Annotated in this window: 16 protein-coding genes; 6 read left to right on the forward strand and 10 right to left on the reverse strand. The window is 72.7% G+C overall.

What is annotated here, in order from left to right; all coding sequences use genetic code 11:
* Nucleotides 1-44 precede the first annotated feature (44 nt).
* Nucleotides 45-1,430: an FAD-dependent oxidoreductase gene (locus tag ACIQMV_RS22370; RefSeq protein ID WP_402594950.1), complete on the reverse strand. Its 1,386-nt coding sequence runs from the start codon at nt 1,428-1,430 to the stop codon at nt 45-47.
* A gap of 72 nt (nt 1,431-1,502) precedes the next feature.
* Here ACIQMV_RS22370 and ACIQMV_RS22375 point away from each other — a divergent pair, with 72 nt between their 5' ends.
* Nucleotides 1,503-2,153, forward strand: coding sequence for a TetR/AcrR family transcriptional regulator C-terminal domain-containing protein (locus ACIQMV_RS22375; protein WP_401778525.1), 651 nt, complete (start codon nt 1,503-1,505; stop codon nt 2,151-2,153).
* A 170-nt stretch (nt 2,154-2,323) separates the two neighbouring features.
* Here ACIQMV_RS22375 and ACIQMV_RS22380 read toward each other — a convergent pair whose 3' ends face one another.
* Nucleotides 2,324-3,304, reverse strand: a complete 981-nt coding sequence (locus tag ACIQMV_RS22380) for an alpha/beta hydrolase (RefSeq protein WP_402594951.1) — start codon at nt 3,302-3,304, stop codon at nt 2,324-2,326.
* Nucleotides 3,305-3,725: 421 nt separating this feature from the next.
* Here ACIQMV_RS22380 and ACIQMV_RS22385 point away from each other — a divergent pair, with 421 nt between their 5' ends.
* The 5 genes from ACIQMV_RS22385 (at nt 3,726) to ACIQMV_RS22405 (ending at nt 8,865) form a co-directional block, all read left to right on the forward strand.
* Complete coding sequence (locus ACIQMV_RS22385; RefSeq protein WP_402594953.1) at nt 3,726-4,445, forward strand: FAD binding domain-containing protein; 720 nt, start codon at nt 3,726-3,728, stop codon at nt 4,443-4,445.
* A gap of 415 nt (nt 4,446-4,860) precedes the next feature.
* Nucleotides 4,861-5,019: a hypothetical protein gene (locus tag ACIQMV_RS22390; RefSeq protein ID WP_402594955.1), complete on the forward strand. Its 159-nt coding sequence runs from the start codon at nt 4,861-4,863 to the stop codon at nt 5,017-5,019.
* Nucleotides 5,020-5,103: 84 nt separating this feature from the next.
* The gene (locus ACIQMV_RS22395; RefSeq protein WP_402594957.1) at nt 5,104-7,377 is read left to right on the forward strand and encodes a heavy metal translocating P-type ATPase; all 2,274 of its coding nucleotides are present in this window, start codon (nt 5,104-5,106) and stop codon (nt 7,375-7,377) included.
* 336 nt (nt 7,378-7,713) lie between these two features.
* A complete protein-coding gene (locus ACIQMV_RS22400; protein WP_172632762.1) occupies nt 7,714-8,133 on the forward strand; it encodes a DUF6153 family protein in 420 nt (139 codons plus the stop codon).
* A 102-nt stretch (nt 8,134-8,235) separates the two neighbouring features.
* Nucleotides 8,236-8,865: a DUF305 domain-containing protein gene (locus ACIQMV_RS22405; protein ID WP_402594959.1), complete on the forward strand. Its 630-nt coding sequence runs from the start codon at nt 8,236-8,238 to the stop codon at nt 8,863-8,865.
* A 58-nt stretch (nt 8,866-8,923) separates the two neighbouring features.
* On the opposite strand, the gene solA is transcribed toward ACIQMV_RS22405, so the two are convergent.
* From solA to ACIQMV_RS22445, 8 genes are all read right to left on the reverse strand, one after another.
* A complete protein-coding gene (gene solA / locus ACIQMV_RS22410; RefSeq protein WP_402594961.1) occupies nt 8,924-10,045 on the reverse strand; it encodes an N-methyl-L-tryptophan oxidase in 1,122 nt (373 codons plus the stop codon).
* 291 nt (nt 10,046-10,336) lie between these two features.
* Nucleotides 10,337-11,599, reverse strand: coding sequence for a MalY/PatB family protein (locus ACIQMV_RS22415; protein WP_402594963.1), 1,263 nt, complete (start codon nt 11,597-11,599; stop codon nt 10,337-10,339).
* 202 nt (nt 11,600-11,801) lie between these two features.
* Nucleotides 11,802-12,548 (reverse strand): urease accessory protein UreD, encoded by a 747-nt coding sequence (locus ACIQMV_RS22420; protein ID WP_402594965.1) that lies wholly within the window; start codon nt 12,546-12,548, stop codon nt 11,802-11,804.
* Nucleotides 12,545-13,261, reverse strand: coding sequence for an urease accessory protein UreG (gene ureG / locus ACIQMV_RS22425; protein WP_402594967.1), 717 nt, complete (start codon nt 13,259-13,261; stop codon nt 12,545-12,547). Before ureG ends, ACIQMV_RS22420 begins: the two co-directional genes overlap by 4 nt.
* Entirely contained in the window at nt 13,254-13,919 is a 666-nt protein-coding gene (locus ACIQMV_RS22430) for an urease accessory protein UreF (RefSeq protein WP_141355609.1), read from the reverse strand. Before ACIQMV_RS22430 ends, ureG begins: the two co-directional genes overlap by 8 nt.
* Entirely contained in the window at nt 13,919-15,622 is a 1,704-nt protein-coding gene (locus ACIQMV_RS22435) for an urease subunit alpha (RefSeq protein ID WP_402594969.1), read from the reverse strand. Before ACIQMV_RS22435 ends, ACIQMV_RS22430 begins: the two co-directional genes overlap by 1 nt.
* A 1-nt stretch (nt 15,623) precedes the next feature.
* Nucleotides 15,624-15,944, reverse strand: coding sequence for an urease subunit beta (ureB, locus tag ACIQMV_RS22440; RefSeq protein WP_141355605.1), 321 nt, complete (start codon nt 15,942-15,944; stop codon nt 15,624-15,626).
* Entirely contained in the window at nt 15,941-16,243 is a 303-nt protein-coding gene (locus tag ACIQMV_RS22445) for an urease subunit gamma (protein ID WP_402594971.1), read from the reverse strand. Before ACIQMV_RS22445 ends, ureB begins: the two co-directional genes overlap by 4 nt.
* Nucleotides 16,244-16,313: the final 70 nt, after the last annotated feature.

Genomic DNA, 16,313 nt, shown 5'->3' on the forward strand with positions numbered 1-16,313 from the left:
CAGTATTCGGATGGCGAGCCCGGACAGGCGTCCGGTCCTGCTCGCTACGGGATCCGGTGCGCGCCCTCGGCCCCCACGCGCCCCGCGTACTCCGCCAGCCCCTGCGTGGTCTCTCCCGCCCAGCCCACGTAGCCGTCCGGGCGGATGAGGAACACCCCCGCGCCGTACCCCTGGTGCGCCGTGTCCCCGTCCGTCGTCAGCAGGGTCCAGTGCGGACCCCGGAACGCGTCGAACAGCCGGATCCCGCCCACCGTCCCGTCCGGCGCACGGTCGCCCGCCCGCACGGGGCCCGGGGACCGGCGGGTTTCCTCCGTGAGGGAGGAGGCCCGGTAGCCGAGGCCGAGTTGGCGGGTCGCCCCGCCGCGGCGGGTCTCGCCGCGGTGAACGCTCGTCGACAGCGCGAGCATGTCGGCGGCGCTCGGGCGCCGTTCCTCCTCGTAGGTGCCGAGGAGGGAGTCGGGCACCCCGTCCCGCAGCACCGCGCCCAGCTTCCAGCCCAGGTTGCAGGCGTCCTGCACGCTGGTGTTGAGGCCCTGGCCGCCGGCCGGCGAGTGGATGTGCGCGGCGTCCCCGGCGAGGAAGACCCGGCCCTCGCGGAAGCGGTCCGCCAGGGCCGCCCGCGGGCGGAAGTCCGAGGCCCACCGCACCTCGGTCACGTCCTGCGGGGCGAGATGCGAACGGGCGGCGACGACCTGGCGCATGCCGTCGAGGGACAGGTCCACCACGGTGCCTTCCGGGAACCCGGCCACGACCTGGAAGTCCTCCGTACCCGCGAGCGGGCAGATCGCCATGAAGCCGTCGCCCTCTCCGCCGGCCGGGAAGATGTGCCAGTTGTCGCGGTCCAGACCGGTGATGCGGACGTCAGCCACCAGCATCGGGCTCGGATCGACCGTCTCGCCCGTCATGCCGATGCCCAGCGCCCGGCGCACCGTCGAGCGGCCCCCGTCGGCGGCGACCACGTACCTCGCCGTCAGAGCGGCGCCGGAGACGAAACGCACGGTCACCCCGGCCTCGTCCTGAGCGAGACCGACGACCTCCCGGCCGAAGACGACCCGCCCGCCCAGCTCCTCCAGCCGTGCCAGCAGGATCCGCTGCGTGCGCCACTGCGGCACCATCCACCCTTCCGCGTACGGCGAGTCCTCGGTCGCTTGCACCGGTTCGAACATCCGGTGTTCGCCCGTCCGCCGCCCGTTCTGCCAGATCATCCCGACCGGATAGGTGCCGCCGGCCGCGCGGATCGCGTCCAGGACGCCGAGGTCGTCGAAGACCTCCAGGGTGCGCGGCTGGATCCCCTTGCCCCGCGAGCCGGGAAACAGCCCGTCGGCCCGCTCGACGACGAGCGCGTCCACCCCTCGCCGGGCCAGATCGATACCGAGGGTCAGTCCGCTGGGGCCCGCGCCCACGATCAGTACGTCCACCTGTGCGGTCATGTGCCGATGCTCCTTAACGCCGTTAAGTTCGGTCTGTCAGACGATGGACTTAACGCCGTTAAACTGTCAAGCGTGAACTCGGAACCACGCCTGCCTCTCGACCGCAAGCGGGTCGCGGACGCCGCCCTGGCCCTCCTGAACGAGGTGGGCCTGGCGGGCCTGACGCTGAGCGCCATCGGCCGCGAGCTGGGCGTCAAGGCACCCGCCCTGTACTGGCACTTCAAGGACAAGCAGGCCCTGCTCGACGAGATGGCCACGGAGATGTACCGCCGGATGATCGCGGGGACCCCTCTCGACCCCGCGGACACCTGGCAGGAACGGCTGCGCAAGTCGAACCACGGTCTGCGCGAGGCGCTGCGCGGCTACCGCGACGGCGCGAAGGTCTTCAGCGGCTCACGTTTCACCGGCATGGAGCACGCCGAGCAGATGGAGGACAACCTGCGTCTGTTCACGGCCGCCGGCTTCACGCTCGCCCAGGCGGTGCGCGCGACTACGACCACGTATCTCTACACGCTCGGCTTCGTCACCGAGGAGCAGGGCGTCGAGCCGCTGCCCGACGAACGGCGCGAGGGCTTCGACATCGGGGAACGCGCCCGGATGATGGCCGACTTCCCGCTGTCCGCCGCCGCGGGCGTGGAGATCTTCGCGGACTACGAGCAGCACTTCGCGGAGGGACTGGAACTCGTGATCGACGGCATCGCCACGCGGTACGGAATCGAGTGAGGACGCGGCCCGCAGGACGGTGAGTCGCCGGCGGCGCGGTCACGTGCGGGCCGCGGCCCGCGGGACGCCGGGTCCCGACTTCCGCGGTTCGGGACGTGGCGACGTCGCCCCGCTCCTCACCCGCGCCGGAACCCACGCCGACCGGAGCCAGGGCTCCCAAGGGACAGGCGCTAAGCCGTTCCGGGGGTGTCAGCCGTTCCGAGGGCTTCGCGCAGGAACATGACGGCCTGGTCGATGGCCGCTCGGGTGGCCTTGGACCGGCTGAGCGAGTTGAGCATCATGAAGTCGTGCACCGTGCCGTCGTAGCGCACCGTGGTGACCGGGACGCCGGCGGCACGCAGCTTGGCGGCATACGCCTCGCCCTCGTCGCGCAGCACGTCGGCCTCGTCGACGACCAGCAGGGCGGGGGGCAGACCGGTGAGCTGCTCGGGGGTCGCGCGGTTGGGGGACGCGGTGATCTCCGCGCGCTGTTCCGGGTCGGTGGTGTAGGCGTCCCAGAACCACTCCATCAGCTTGCGGCTGAGGTAGTAGCCGGTGGCGAACTGGTCGTAGGAGTCGGTGTCCATCGCCGCGTCGGTGACCGGGTAGTACATCGACTGGTGCACGAACCTGACGTCGCCGCGCTCCTTGGCCATCAGGGCGAGCGCCGCCGTCATGTTCCCACCGACCGACTCGCCGGCCACCGCCATGCGCCGGGCGTCCAGCCCCATGGACTCTCCCTCACGCGTGATCCACTGCGCCGCGGCGTAGCCCTGTTCGATGGCCACGGGGTAGCGCGCCTCCGGGGAGGGCGTGTACTCCACGAAGGCCACGGCGGTACGGGCGCCGACCGCCAACTCCCGCACCAGCCGGTCGTGGGTGCCGGCGTTGCCCAGCACCCAGCCGCCGCCGTGCATGTACACCACGACGGGCAGCGTCCCGGTGACGCCCTGCGGCTTGACGATGCGCACCCGTACGTCGCCCACAGCGGCCGGTACGGTGATCCACTCCTCGTCGACCGGGAGTTTGTCGACCGGCGCGGCCTGAAGGTCGTCGAGGACCCTGCGTGCTTGGGCGGGTTCCATCTCGTACAGGAAGGGGTGCTTCGAGGTCGCGTCGGCGAGTTCCTGCGCCGGGCGCTCCAGGACGATTGAGGCGGACTGAGCAGCCATGGCAATGCTCCTTGGCGATGCTGGGAAGCGCATGCTGAGACGCGCGTGCCGAGCGGCGTAGGGCGCCCGGCCGGCAGGCGGCGGTGCCACTGAACACCCGGGCCCTGGGAAATGAGTCCTTGTCCAAGGTTCAAGGCCCTCGTTCAAGCCCTACGAGCCGATGTGCCCATCGTAAGCGCACATCGTGTGCCCATCGAGTTCGCGGCGAACGGCCGGCGCCGGGAGATCGGGCCGATCAGATCGGTCGGGCCGGTGAGAGTCGGGCGGGACGCGCGACGCGGCGCCGCTGCCGGCGCACGCGTGCTCGTGTGAGCCCTGTGCGCGCCCCCGCCCGGTCGACAAAACTGCCTGCCGACGGGCAGGGAGCTGTGGCACTGCCCGCCGCCTTCGTCCGGCGTCCCAGGAAGGCAGGTCGGTCGCTGTGCTGTTGCGTCTGCCCACGTCCGTGTCCGAAGCACGGGAGTGCCTGGCCGAGGGGGCCGTCCCGATCGGCGGGGCGACCCTCGTCTGGGCCACCTGGCAGCGCGACGGATTCCCCGAACTGGCCATGTCCCTGCGCGAATTGCCGGAGGCCAACGTCGTGGGGCGGCGGACCCTGGGCGGCGCCGTGGTCCTGAACCTGATCGACGAGCGGGTTCCCGGCGTGCTGCGGCTGGCGGCCGCCACGGTGGGCACCGGTGCCGTGCGGCGGACGGCGACGGTCGGCGGCAACCTCGTCGGCAGTACGCTGCGCTGCCTGCTGCCCGCCGCGCTCGTCCTGGACGCCCGCGCGATGGTGCTGGAGCCCGAAGGCGTCCGTGAGGCCGATCTGTCCGAGGTGGTGGCCAAGCGGCCCGTCCTGCTCAGCCTCCGTTGGCGCGAGCCGGTCGCCTGCGCCTACCGCAAGCTGGACGGCGAGGCGGGCGGACCGCCGCCCCTCGTGGTCGCCTCGGCGGTGCATGCCGACGACGACGGCGACCGGCTGAGGGTCGCCGTCCGCGATGGCTATGACGTGCTCAGCGGAAGTGCCCTGCGCGCCACCGACGTGGATGAGGTCCTGAGCGGGTTGCGCGGGACGGCCCTCGGTGAGCTGCCCGCCGCCACGTGGGAAGTCGTCCGCTCACAGATCGCCGGCCTGCTGGGCGGGCGTGGCGCGCACTGAGTGACTGAGTAGGCGGCTCGCGCCTGGCCCCGGCCGTCCGGCGGGGCCAGGCGCACCTCCACGTCCGTCCCGGGGCGGACGGGCCCGGTGCTTCACCGTCCCCTTCTCCCACCGCGCGCTCCCACCGCGCCCTGTCGTCGGTCTCGCCTGTGGATGTTCATGGGCGGCTCGACGCACGTCAGATACCCCCATGGGGTATTGATTCAGAGAGGGTGATTCCTTGCCTTGAATACGGGTGGGGGGTATACATGTACGCGTGCCGGGTACCCCCCTGGGGTATCCGATGAGACGAGGAGGAAACGATGTCCGGCTGCTGCACGCCCGAGGGAAGCTGCCACACCGACGCCCGGATCAGGACCGTCTACAAGGTGGACGGTGTCGGCAGCGCCCACTGCCAGGGTGTCGTCGCCAAGCCGTGGGCGCGCTCGACGACGTCATCGCCGTGGAGGTCGAGATCGGCACGGGGCTCGTCACGGTGACGACCGCCGCCGCCCCCGACGCGACGTTCGAGTCGCTGCTCGCCGAGACCGTGGACGAGGCCGGCTACGACTATGCCGGCCGCGTCGGCACCTGACCGCACATCACCGGGCGGGGGCGCCCCGGCCCCGCCCCACCCGCCATCCGCACCCGCCGTGACCGTGAGCTGCGAGGAACAGACATGACCACCACCACGCCAGGTGCCGCCGAGGTAGAACTCGCCATCGGCGGCATGACCTGCGCCTCGTGCGCCGCCCGCATCGAGAAGAAGCTCAACCGCATGGACGGCGTCGAGGCGACCGTCAACTACGCCACCGAGAAGGCGAAAGTCACCTTCCGTGAGGATGTCGCCGTGACCGACCTGATCGCCACGGTCGAGGCCACCGGTTACACCGCGCGCGAACCCGAGCCCCTTCGTGCCGAGCCGGAGCGGGCCGACCGCTCGGCAGGCCCCGCGGGGGAGGGCCCCGACGAACTCCAGCCGCTCCGGCAGCGGTTGACCACCGCGGTCGTGCTCGCCGTGCCGGTGATCGCGATGGCGATGATCCCGCCCCTCCAGTTCGAGTACTGGCAGTGGCTGTCCCTGACCCTGGCGGCCCCCGTGGTGACGTACGCCGCCTGGCCGTTCCACAGGGCCGCCTGGACCAACGCCCGTCATGGCGCCGCCACCATGGACACGCTGATCTCCGTCGGCACCTCGGCGGCGTTCCTGTGGTCGGTGTGGGCGCTGTTCTTCGGCACCGCGGGCATGCCCGGCATGACCCACCCCTTCGAGCTGACCATCGCCCGCAGCGACGGCGCCGGGAACATCTACCTGGAGGCCGCGGCCGGCGTGACCGCGTTCATCCTCGCCGGCCGCTACTTCGAAGCCCGGTCCAAGCGCAAGGCCGGCGCGGCGCTCAGGGCTCTGCTGGAGCTGGGCGCGAAGGAAGTCACCGTTCTCCGCGGCGAGCGCGAAGAACGCATACCGGTAGCGGAGTTGAAGGTCGGCGACCGCTTCCTCGTCCGCCCCGGCGAGAAGATCGCCACCGACGGCACCGTCGTCGAGGGCGCTTCTGCCGTGGACGCCTCGATGCTCACCGGCGAGTCCGTCCCGGTCGAGGTCACCGTCGGGGACGCCGTCACCGGCGCCACCCTGAACGCGGGCGGACGGCTGGTCGTCGAGGCCACCCGGGTCGGCTCCGACACCCAACTCGCCCGGATGGCCACGCTGGTGGAGGACGCCCAGAACGGCAAGGCCGCGGCGCAGCGGCTCGCCGACAGGATCTCCGGAGTCTTCGTTCCCGTCGTCATGGCGCTGGCCCTGGGCACGCTCGGCTTCTGGCTCGTCGACGGCGCGGGACTGACCGCCGCCTTCACCGCCGCGGTCGCCGTCCTGATCATCGCCTGCCCGTGCGCCCTGGGGCTCGCCACCCCGACCGCCCTCATGGTCGGCACCGGGCGCGGCGCGCAACTGGGCATCCTCATCAAGGGTCCCGAGGTCCTGGAGAGCACGCGCAAGGTCGACACCGTCGTCCTGGACAAGACCGGCACCGTCACCACCGGCCGGATGACCCTGCTGGCCGTGCACCCGGCCGACGGCACCGACGAGACGGACGTCCTGCGGCTCGCCGGCGCCCTGGAACACGCCTCCGAGCACCCGATCGCCCAGGCGGTCGCCACCGGAGCCGCGGACCGCGTGGGCACCCTGCCGGTCCCGGAGGACTTCGCCAACATCGCCGGATTCGGTGTCCAGGGAGTCGTCGAGGGGCACGCCGTCCTCGTCGGGCGCGAGCAGTTGCTGGCCGAGTGGGCGATGTCCCTGCCCGACGGTCTGCGACGCGCCAAGGAGGCCGCCGAGGCGGCCGGTCGTACGGCCGTCGCGGTCGCCTGGGACGGCGAGGCGCGTGCCGTGCTCGAAGTCGCCGACGCGGTCAAGGAGACCAGCCCCGAGGCCATCCGCCGGCTGCGTGCCCTCGGCCTGACCCCCGTGCTGCTCACCGGCGACAACCGGGCCGTCGCCGAGGCCGTCGCGGCTCAGACGGGCATCGCACCCGAGCACGTCATCGCCGAGGTCCTGCCGCAGGACAAGGTCGACGTCGTCAAGCGACTTCAGGGCGAGGGGCGTTCGGTCGCCATGGTCGGCGACGGCGTCAACGACGCGGCGGCACTCGCCCAGGCCGATCTGGGCCTGGCGATGGGCACCGGCACGGACGCCGCGATCGAGGCCGGAGACCTGACCCTGGTCCGCGGAGACCTCCGGGTCGCGGCCGACGCCATACGTCTTGCCCGCAGGACGCTGGGCACCATCCGCTCCAACCTCTTCTGGGCCTTCGCCTACAACGTCGCCGCGCTTCCGCTGGCCGCGGCCGGACTGCTCAACCCGATGATCGCGGGCGCCGCGATGGCCTTCTCCTCGGTCTTCGTGGTCGGCAACAGCCTGCGCCTGCGCCGTTTCCGGGCCATCGGCCACTGACCTCCCGCCGGGAGCCGGGAGCCGGGAGCCGGGAGCCGGGAGCCGGGAGCCGGGAGCCGTGAGCGGTGCGCGGGCATCGCGGCAGGGCGTCCGCCGTTCCTCCGGGGGCGACGGACGCCCTCGGCTCACCCCTCGTGACCGAAGGGACCCGATGATGACGCATCCACCGGCCCCGCACGCCTCGTCGGCCTCATGGGCCGTGCTTCGCACGGCAGTCGCCCATCCGGTGACGCGTATGGCCGCTGTGGCCCTGCTTCAGGCCCTGGCCGCGCACATCGGCCGGACGGAGGCCTCGGGAACACGGCCGCCTCAGTGCGGCTGCCGGGTGTCCGTAGGATGAGTGCCGTGACAGCCCGTGCACAACAGCGCCGTGAGCGACCGCCCGTGGGGCGGTGGCGGGCACTGCTGGTGCTCGGGCTGCTGGCCGGGCTGTTGGGGATGCACGCCCTCGCGCCGGGCGGTGCGGCAGCCGTCGGCGCTCGTCACGCCTCCGCCGCCTCGGCGCACAGGGGCATGGTGACGGGCGGCGACGAGTCCGTCTGCCACGACGACGGCGGCGGTGGCGGGCACGTCCGTCACGCGGACTCGACGTGTGCGTCCGGAGCCCTTGACGCGGGCCCGGTTCTTCCCGCCCTGATGCCCGACCCCGTGGGCCCGGTCCCGCTCGCCTTCGGCGGGCACGGGTCCTTTGCCGCCGCCGTGGAGGGCGGACGCGCGCCGCCCACGCTGGCCGAACTGCAACTCCTGCGGATCTAGGACAAGGCCGCGCCGCGCCCGCCCCCGGGGGCCGCCGCGGCACTCCGCCATGTCCCGCGCCCCACCGGCGCAGCATCCTTCGCGCATCGCAGGAGTACCACCATGACCAGTACCCGTTCCCTCGTCCGCCGTGCCGCGCTCGTCACGACGGCCGTGACCGCCGCCCTCGCTCTCGCCGCCTGCGGCAGCGGCGACGGCTCCGGAAGCGGCGCCGACGCGCGGACGTCGTCCTCGGCGGCGAGCGCCGAGCGCACGGCCGGCGCCCACAACGACGCGGACGTGTCCTTCGCGCAGGGCATGATCCCGCACCACCAGCAGGCCGTCCTGATGGCGCGGACGGCCGCCACCCGGGCGTCCTCCGCCGAGGTCAAGGACCTGGCCACCCGCATCGAGAAGGCCCAGGACCCGGAGATCGCGACGATGTCCGGCTGGCTGGAGTCCTGGGGCGCGAAGGTGCCCTCCGCCATGCCGGGTATGGACCACTCCGGTCACGCGGGCATGCCCAGGATGATGGACGGTCAGGACACGAACAAGCTGGCGAAGGCGTCCGGTGCGGACTTCGACAGGATGTTCCTGACCATGATGGCCGAGCACCACGAGGGCGCCGTGGAGATGGCCACGACCGAGAAGACCAACGGCCGTTACGGGCCCGCCAGGAAGACGGCCGACGACATCATCACCGCGCAGAAAGCCGAGATCGAGGAGATGAACAAGCTCCTCGGCAAGAGCTGATCGTTCAAGCCGACGAGAACCCGGAGGCCGGTGGCCCGCCTCCGGGTTCTCGTGACGGTCAGGCGCGGTCGGCCGGTGCGGGGGAGGGGAGCCGGAAGCGCGGGTGGGGCTCGGTGTCGCCCTCCGCGAGGTCGGCGAGCATCCGGCCCAGCAGCGGCGTGAACTTGAAGCCGTGCCCGGAGCAGGCCGTGCCGACGACCAGCGGACCCACCCGGTCCAGCAGGAAGTCCTCGTCGGCCGTGTTGGTGTAGAGGCAGGTCGTCTCCGTGGAGACGACCGGTTCCAGACCGGGCAGCCGCTCCGCCGCGAACGCCAGGACCCGGCCGCGGGCGGCGGCGTCCACGATCCCGTCCCGGGTATCCGGGTCCACGACCCGTCCGCCGAGGTGTTCGGCGACCTTGACGCCCTCGTCGGCCGTGGGCATGCCGTAGACGATGCCTCCGTCCTCGTGCTGAAAGCTGAAGGCGGGCCAGACGGCGTCCGGATCGCGCTGCGGCAGGTGGAAGACCTGTTCTTGGGTCACCGTCAGCTCCGGCAGCGTGACGAGACCGTCGAGCAGCCGGCTCGTCCACGGGCCGACGGTGACGACCGCGACAGGTGCGGTGAACGTGCCCGCGGGCGTGCGGGCACGGACTCCGTCCGCGTCGGTCTCCAGCGCGGTCACCGGTGTGTCGTACAGGATCCGGCAGCCGGAACGGGCGGCGAGGTGCTGGAGCGCCGGGAGCGTCGCGTCGGGGTCGACGCGGGCGGCGTCCGGGTGGAACAGCACGTCACCCGGCAGGGCGAGCTGCGGCCAGCGTGACCGCGCCTGGTGCTCGGTGAGCACCTCGAAGTCGGCTCCCTCGTCGGCCAGCGCGGCGGCGGCCTGCTCCAGACGCTCCGCGCGGCCGCCGTCCACGGCCCCCACGGTGGAGATCAGGTCGCCGCCGCTCTCGGACTCGAGCCGGTGCCACATGCGCAGCGCCTCGGCGGCCATCCGCGCGTACAGAGGATCCGTGTAGGTCAGCCGCAGCAGCCGCGACCTGCCGTGCGAGCTGCCGGCCCGGTGCCCGGGTGCGAACCGTTCCAGCAGGCAGACGCGGTGGCCGCGCTTCGTCAGCTGCCAGGCGGCGGCGGAGCCGGCGGCGCCCCCGCCGACGACGAGGACGTCGTAGTGCTCGGCTGTGCCGGAAGCGTGCATGGGATGAACCCCTTTCCTCTGTGCCACTGCGGCCGTCCGTGTTCCCCGCTCCCATTGGATGCAGTGCACACACCGTATACAGCGCATTCGCCACGAGCAATGGGCCGACGGCCCGCAGTTCACGTCCGGCCATGACCGGGGCGGTTCCGGATTTCCGGATACCGAGGGGCTGCACGCCCCGGCGCGTCCGGTGCGCGTGCGCGTGGGCGGGCTGCCCCGGAAGTACGCCCCGTCGACCGCCACCCGCCCGGCGGAGCGGCTGGGGGTCGACTCCGGGTGCTACTGGCGGCGTCAGGAGCGGGGAGCCCGCCCGAGGCCGGCTACCGCGCGGCCCATGCGCGTGAGCGCTTGACGCAGGATCGCCGGTGAGGTCGCGAAGTTGAGGCGTACGCATCCCGCGCCGCCGCTGCCGAAGACGTGTCCGGAGCTGAGGGCGACGCGAGCTTCGTCCAGGAACAGCCTCGCCGGTCCGGCGAGGTCGCTCACGATGCCGGGTCCGCCGGTGGGACGGTCGTCGTGCAGTCCCAGCCCGGTGCAGTCGAGCCAGGCGAGGTAGGTGCCCTGGGGCGGGACGTACCCCACGTCCGGGAGGTGTTCCTTCACCAGTTCGCCCAGCAGGTTCCGGTTGGCGTCGAGCCCGAGCAGCAGCTCGTCGAGCCAGTCGCCCGCGTCGCGGAACGCCGCCGTGTGGGCGAGGATGCCCAGATGGCTGGGGCCGTGGCCGACCTCCTCGGGCATCCGGCGCAGGTCGTCCGCGGCCTCGGTGCCGGCCATGGCCACGGCGGCCTTGAGACCGGCCAGGTTCCATGCCTTGGACGCGGAGGTCAGCGCGAAGCCGTTCTCCGAGCCGGGAACGCCGAGGAAGGGCGTGAAGACGGCGCCGGGCAGCACCAGCGGGGCGTGGATCTCGTCGGAGACCACCCGGACACCGTGTCCGCGGGCGAGCGCGGCGATCGCCTCGAGTTCCGCGCGGGTGTGGACGACACCGGTCGGGTTGTGCGGGTTGCTCATCAGGAACGCCGCGCGGCGGCCGTCGCGCCGCGCGCGTATGAAGGCGTCCTCGAGTCCGGCGAGGTCGATTCGCAGGTCGGGGCCGAGACGGGCTTCGACGACCTCCCGGCCGGCGTGCGTGACGAACGCGTAGAACGGGGGGTAGACGGGTGAGCAGACGACGACCGCGTCGCCGGGGCCGGTGACGAGGCGGAGGATCTCGACGATGCCCATCATCACGTCGGGCACGAGCGCCGTGTTCTCCACGCGCAGGCCGTCCCACCCCCATCGCGTGGCGGCGAAGGCGGCGAGGGCCTCGGCGTAGCCGGTGCCGTGGGGGTATCCGGTGTCTCCCAGCGCGACGGCCCGGTGCAGGGTGTCGGCGACCGCGGGTGCCAGGGGGACGTCCATCTCCGCCACCCACAGCGGCAGGACGTCCTCCGGGTGCGCGCGCCACTTCATGCTGGACCGCTGCCGCAACTGCTCCAGGGACAGCTGGACGAGCGGATCGGTCCGGCCGCCGTCGTCGGGCTCGGCGACTGCCTGGTGGGTGGACTCGCTCATGCGGTGCTCCCCTCGCCCGGGCGGACCGGGCCTCGGCGGTGCGGTGTGGTCGTCTCGCTGGACGGTACCGCGACCCCCGTGTGCCGGTCAGCAGGTCATCGAGGAGGCCGGCCGCCGCCGTCACGCGCAACCGTGCCGGTGGCTGCCGGACCGGCCGCCGGTGGGGCCGGCCCTGCGGGCCGTACGGCCGGGACGGCCGGTGTCAGCGGCTCCGCCAGCTCGCCCAGACGGTCGCCAGTTCCGCCTCGATCGCCGGTGCCACCGTGTCCAGCAGCCGCACCTGAGCCCCCGGCCCCGCCAGCTCCATGCGGTACGGGTGGTGCGGTCCGCGGGGACGGGAGCCGAGGCAGGTGACCGAGCCGATGACGCGGTGGGGGCCGAGGACGCCCGGGAGCTCGCGCAGGTCCGGCTCCGTCAGGTCCAGGTCCTCGACCAGCAGGTCGTGCCCGTCGTGGGTGACGTGTGTGGTCGCCCGTACGCTGCCGCCCCGCTCGCCGGAACGCCCCAGGACCAGGGTGTCCCGCCACAGCATCCGGGCCCCGGCCGCCAGCGCGACGTCCATCGAGCGTTCCACTCGGGCGCCGTCGCCGACCACGAACGGCTTGCCGTGCCAGACCAGTTCGCCGTCCTCGGCGATGTGGACCCGGGCCCGCCACCGCGAGGTGCCGCCGCGGTGGTCGTAGGCGACCAGGCCGGACGGCTCGATCAGTTCCAGGCGGGCCCCGGGGCCGACCGAGATGTGCAGGAGCAGGTCGTCTCCCGCGAGCAGGCCGGCCCGGGTGCCGACCAGGGCCATCCGCACCCGGTCGGGGGACGGCAGCAGGGGGCGGGGGGCGAGGAAGGCGCCGGGGCGCAGTTCGCGGACGAGCGGGCGGCCGGCGCCCTCCCGCTCCACGGCGACGACCGTGGGGTCGGCCGGCTCACCGTGGGCCACCGTGCCCCCGGTCACGAGTCGTGGCTGTGGCTGTGCGGTGCCATCGGTCCCGGGTCGGTGGGGACATGAGTGCCGGCCCGGTGGCGTGCGAGCAACGAGCGTACCCAGTCGGCGAGTTCGGCGATCGAGGCCGGGTCCTTCCTGGACAGCGCGAGGACCGGCAGACCGCCCCGGGCACTCCGGGCGTCGGCGACCATGGCGTCCACGTCGACCTCGACGTGCGCCGCCAGATCGGTCTTGTTGACGATCAGCAGGTCGGCGCCGGTGATGCCGGGGCCGCCCTTGCGTGCCACGTCGCCGCCGCCCGCGACGTCGATGCAGAACAGCTGGGCGTCGGCCAGGGCCGGGCTGAAGGTGGCGGTGAGGTTGTCGCCGCCGCTCTCCACGAGCACCAGGTCCAGCGGCCCGAACGCCTCCTCCAGGTCCTCGACCGCGTCGAGGTTGGCGCTGACGTCGTCGCGGATCGCGGTGTGCGGACACGCGCCCGTCTCCACCGCGCGGATGCGCTCCGTCGGCAGCACGCCGGCCGAGCGCAGGAAGCGGGCGTCCTCGTCGGTGTAGATGTCGTTGGTGACGACGGCCATGGCGAGTTCGCCGGCCAGCTCACGGCACAGCGTGGCCAGGATCGAGCTCTTGCCGGTGCCGACGGGGCCCGCGACGCCGAGTCGCAGGGCGCGCGGGGTGCCGGACGGCCGGTGGTGGTGCTGGTCGGGCTGCTGGTCAGGCAAGGAAGAGTCTCCGTTCTCGTCGTGCGTGTTCGAGTGCCCACTGTTCGGTGAGCAGGGGGGTACGGGCGGGCAGTCCGGCCGGGTTCCGTACCGCGAGGGCCTCGTGCGCCGCGGCCGTGGCGTCCGGCTCGGCGGCGAGGATCCAGGCGACCGTGTCGAGGGGGTCGCCGGGCAGCAGCTTCAGGGCCGCCGAGGTGATCGTCTGGAGTTCGTCGTAGATCACGCCGTGCGCCAACTCCTCCTCGGAGACGTCCATGACGGCTCCGAGCGCGCCGAGCGTGACCGGCCGCAGCGGGCGGGGACGGATCGACGACAGCGCGGTGACGGCCGGGTGGTCCGGGGCCAGCCGCCGCGCGAGGCGGTGCACCCCGCGGCCGAGCGTCGCCGACGCCTCCCGCAGCGGCGCCGCCGGGGTGCGGGCGGCGAGGGCCCGCTGTACGGGCTCGTAGTCCACCGGGTCCGCCCGGGCGGCCCGCAGGGCGAGGACGGCCGCGGCCGCCTCGGTGACGGCCGCGGTGCGCAGCCGGGCGCGCAGCAGCGCGGGTACGTCGTCGCGGGTGAGGCCCGCCGCGACGGCCGGTTCCAGTCCGGCGCTGTAGGTGTACGCGCCGACCGGGAGCCGCCCGTCGCCCAGCAGCAGGGGTGCCAGGCCCGGCATCAGAACATCGCGTACCGCTGGGCGAGCGGCAGTTCGGTGGCGGGGGAGGGCTCGACGAGCGCGCCGTCGATCCGGATGGCGAACGTCTCCGGGTCGACGTCGATGTCCGGCAGCGCCGTGTTGTTCGGCAGGTCCGCCTTGGTGAGGTGACGGGTGGGCCGCACGGCGACCAACTCCCTTACGAGGCCGAGACGTTCGGCCAGGCCGTCCTCCAGGGCCGCCGGGGCGACGAAGCTGACCGACAGGTGCGGGGCCGCGCCGGCCGCGGCGGTGGGCCGCAGCAGGACGGGCTGGGTGGTGGGGATCGCGGCGTTGGGGTCGCCGAGCGGCGCGTACACCACCATGCCGCCCTTGATCACTGCGGCCGGGCGGATGCCGAAGAAGGCCGGGTCCCACAGCACCAGGTCGGCGAGCTTGCCCGGCTCGACGGAGCCGACGACGTGGTCGATGCCGTGGGCGACGGCGGGGCAGATCGTGTACTTGGCGACGTAGCGGCGGGCGCGTTCGTTGTCGGCGGGAAGTTCGCCGCCCCGGTCGCCGAAGCGCCGCTTCATGGTGTGGGCGACCTGCCAGGTGCGGCAGACGACCTCACCGATGCGCCCCATGGCCTGGGCGTCGGAGGAGGTGATGGACAGGGCGCCGATGTCGTGCAGGACGTCCTCGGCGGCGATGGTGGTCGCGCGGATGCGGGACTCCGCGAAGGCCAGGTCCTCCGGCACCCGCGGGTTCAGGTGGTGGCACACCATCAGCATGTCGAGGTGCTCGGCGACGGTGTTGACGGTGTGCGGAAGCGTCGGATTGGTCGACGCCGGAAGGATGTTGGGGTGGGAGGCGACGGTGATGATGTCGGGTGCGTGGCCGCCGCCCGCGCCCTCCGCGTGGAAGACGTGGATACCGCGTCCGGCGATGGCGGCGAGGGTGCCTTCGACGTAGCCGGCCTCGTTGAGGCTGTCGGCGTGCAGGGCGACCTGGAGGCCGTAGGCGTCGGCGGCCTTCAGCGCGGCGTCGATGGCGGCGGGCGTCGCGCCCCAGTCCTCGTGGACCTTGTAGCCGCCGGCGCCGCCGAGCGCCGCTTCGCGCAGGCCGTCCTCGCCGACGGTCGAACCCTTGCCGAACAGCATGACGTTGAGCGGCACCCGGTCCAGCGAGCGGTGCATCATCGCGAGGTTCCACGGGCCGGGGGTGACCGTGGTGGCCTTGGACGCCTCGGTGGCGCCGGTGCCGCCGCCGATGACGGTGGTCGTGCCGGTGGCCAGGGCCTCGTGCAGGGCCTCGGGCATCAGGAAGTGGACGTGGGTGTCGACGGCTCCGGCGGTGAGGATGCGGCCCTCGCCGGAGACCACGTCGGTGCCGGGTCCGATCACCAGGTCGGGGTGCACACCGTCGCTGATGTCGGGGTTGCCGGAGCGCCCGAGCGCCACGATCCTGCCCGCCCGGACACCGACGTCCGCCTTGACGACGCCCCAGTGGTCGAGGACGACGGCGTTGGTGATGACGAGGTCGAGGGCGCCGTCGGCGCGTGAGGCGGTGGCCTGGCCCATGGATTCGCGCAGGGACTTGCCACCGCCGAACACGGACTCGTCGCCGCCGAAGCAGCGGTCCTCCTCGACCTCGATCCACAGGTCGGTGTCGGCGAGGCGGACGCGGTCGCCGGTGGTGGGCCCGTAGAGCGACGCGTAGGCGGCGCGGGTCAGTTCTGCCATGTCACATGTCGTCCGTTCGTGCGGTCCGGGTGCCGGGCACGACGATGCCGGGCACCTCCCGGCGGCCGCCCAGTTCGACGAGGGTGACCTCGACGCCGACTCCGGGCTCGAAACGCAGGGACGTGCCGGCGGGAATATCGAGCCGGAAACCCTCGGCAAGTGACCGGTCAAAAGAAAGTGAGGGATTCGCGTCGGGGAAATGCAGATGCGATCCGAGCTGAATGGGGCGGTCACCGTCATTCACCACGGTCATCTGAAGCCGTGCGCGGTTCTCATTGATGTGCAGTACGCCGGAACCGGTCCGGATCTCGCCGGGGATCACGGGATCGGCGAGGTGATCGTGACGAGCTTGCGCCCGTCCGGGAAGGTCGCCTCGACCTGGACGTCGTGCAGTATCTCGGGGACGCCTTCGAGTACTTCGGCGCGGGTGAGGACGGTGCGCCCCTCGGCCATCAGATCGCTGACGAGGGCGCCCTCGCGGGCCCGCTCCATCACCCAGCAGGAAAGGAGCGCGACGGCCTCGGGGTAATTGAGGAGCACGCCGCGCTCCCGCCGGTCACGGGCGACCATTCCGGCGACGCTCAGCAGCAATTTCTCCGTATCGGACGGAGTCAGAAGCATGGGAATCCTCCGTAGCGGGCAGTTGCCCGAATTCCGGAATCACTCCGGTCGTGCTCCTCTTATAGGCCGC

It is taken from the genome of Streptomyces sp. NPDC091412 (genome assembly GCF_044756885.1).
In the GTDB taxonomy this organism is placed as follows: Bacteria; Actinomycetota; Actinomycetes; order Streptomycetales; family Streptomycetaceae; genus Streptomyces.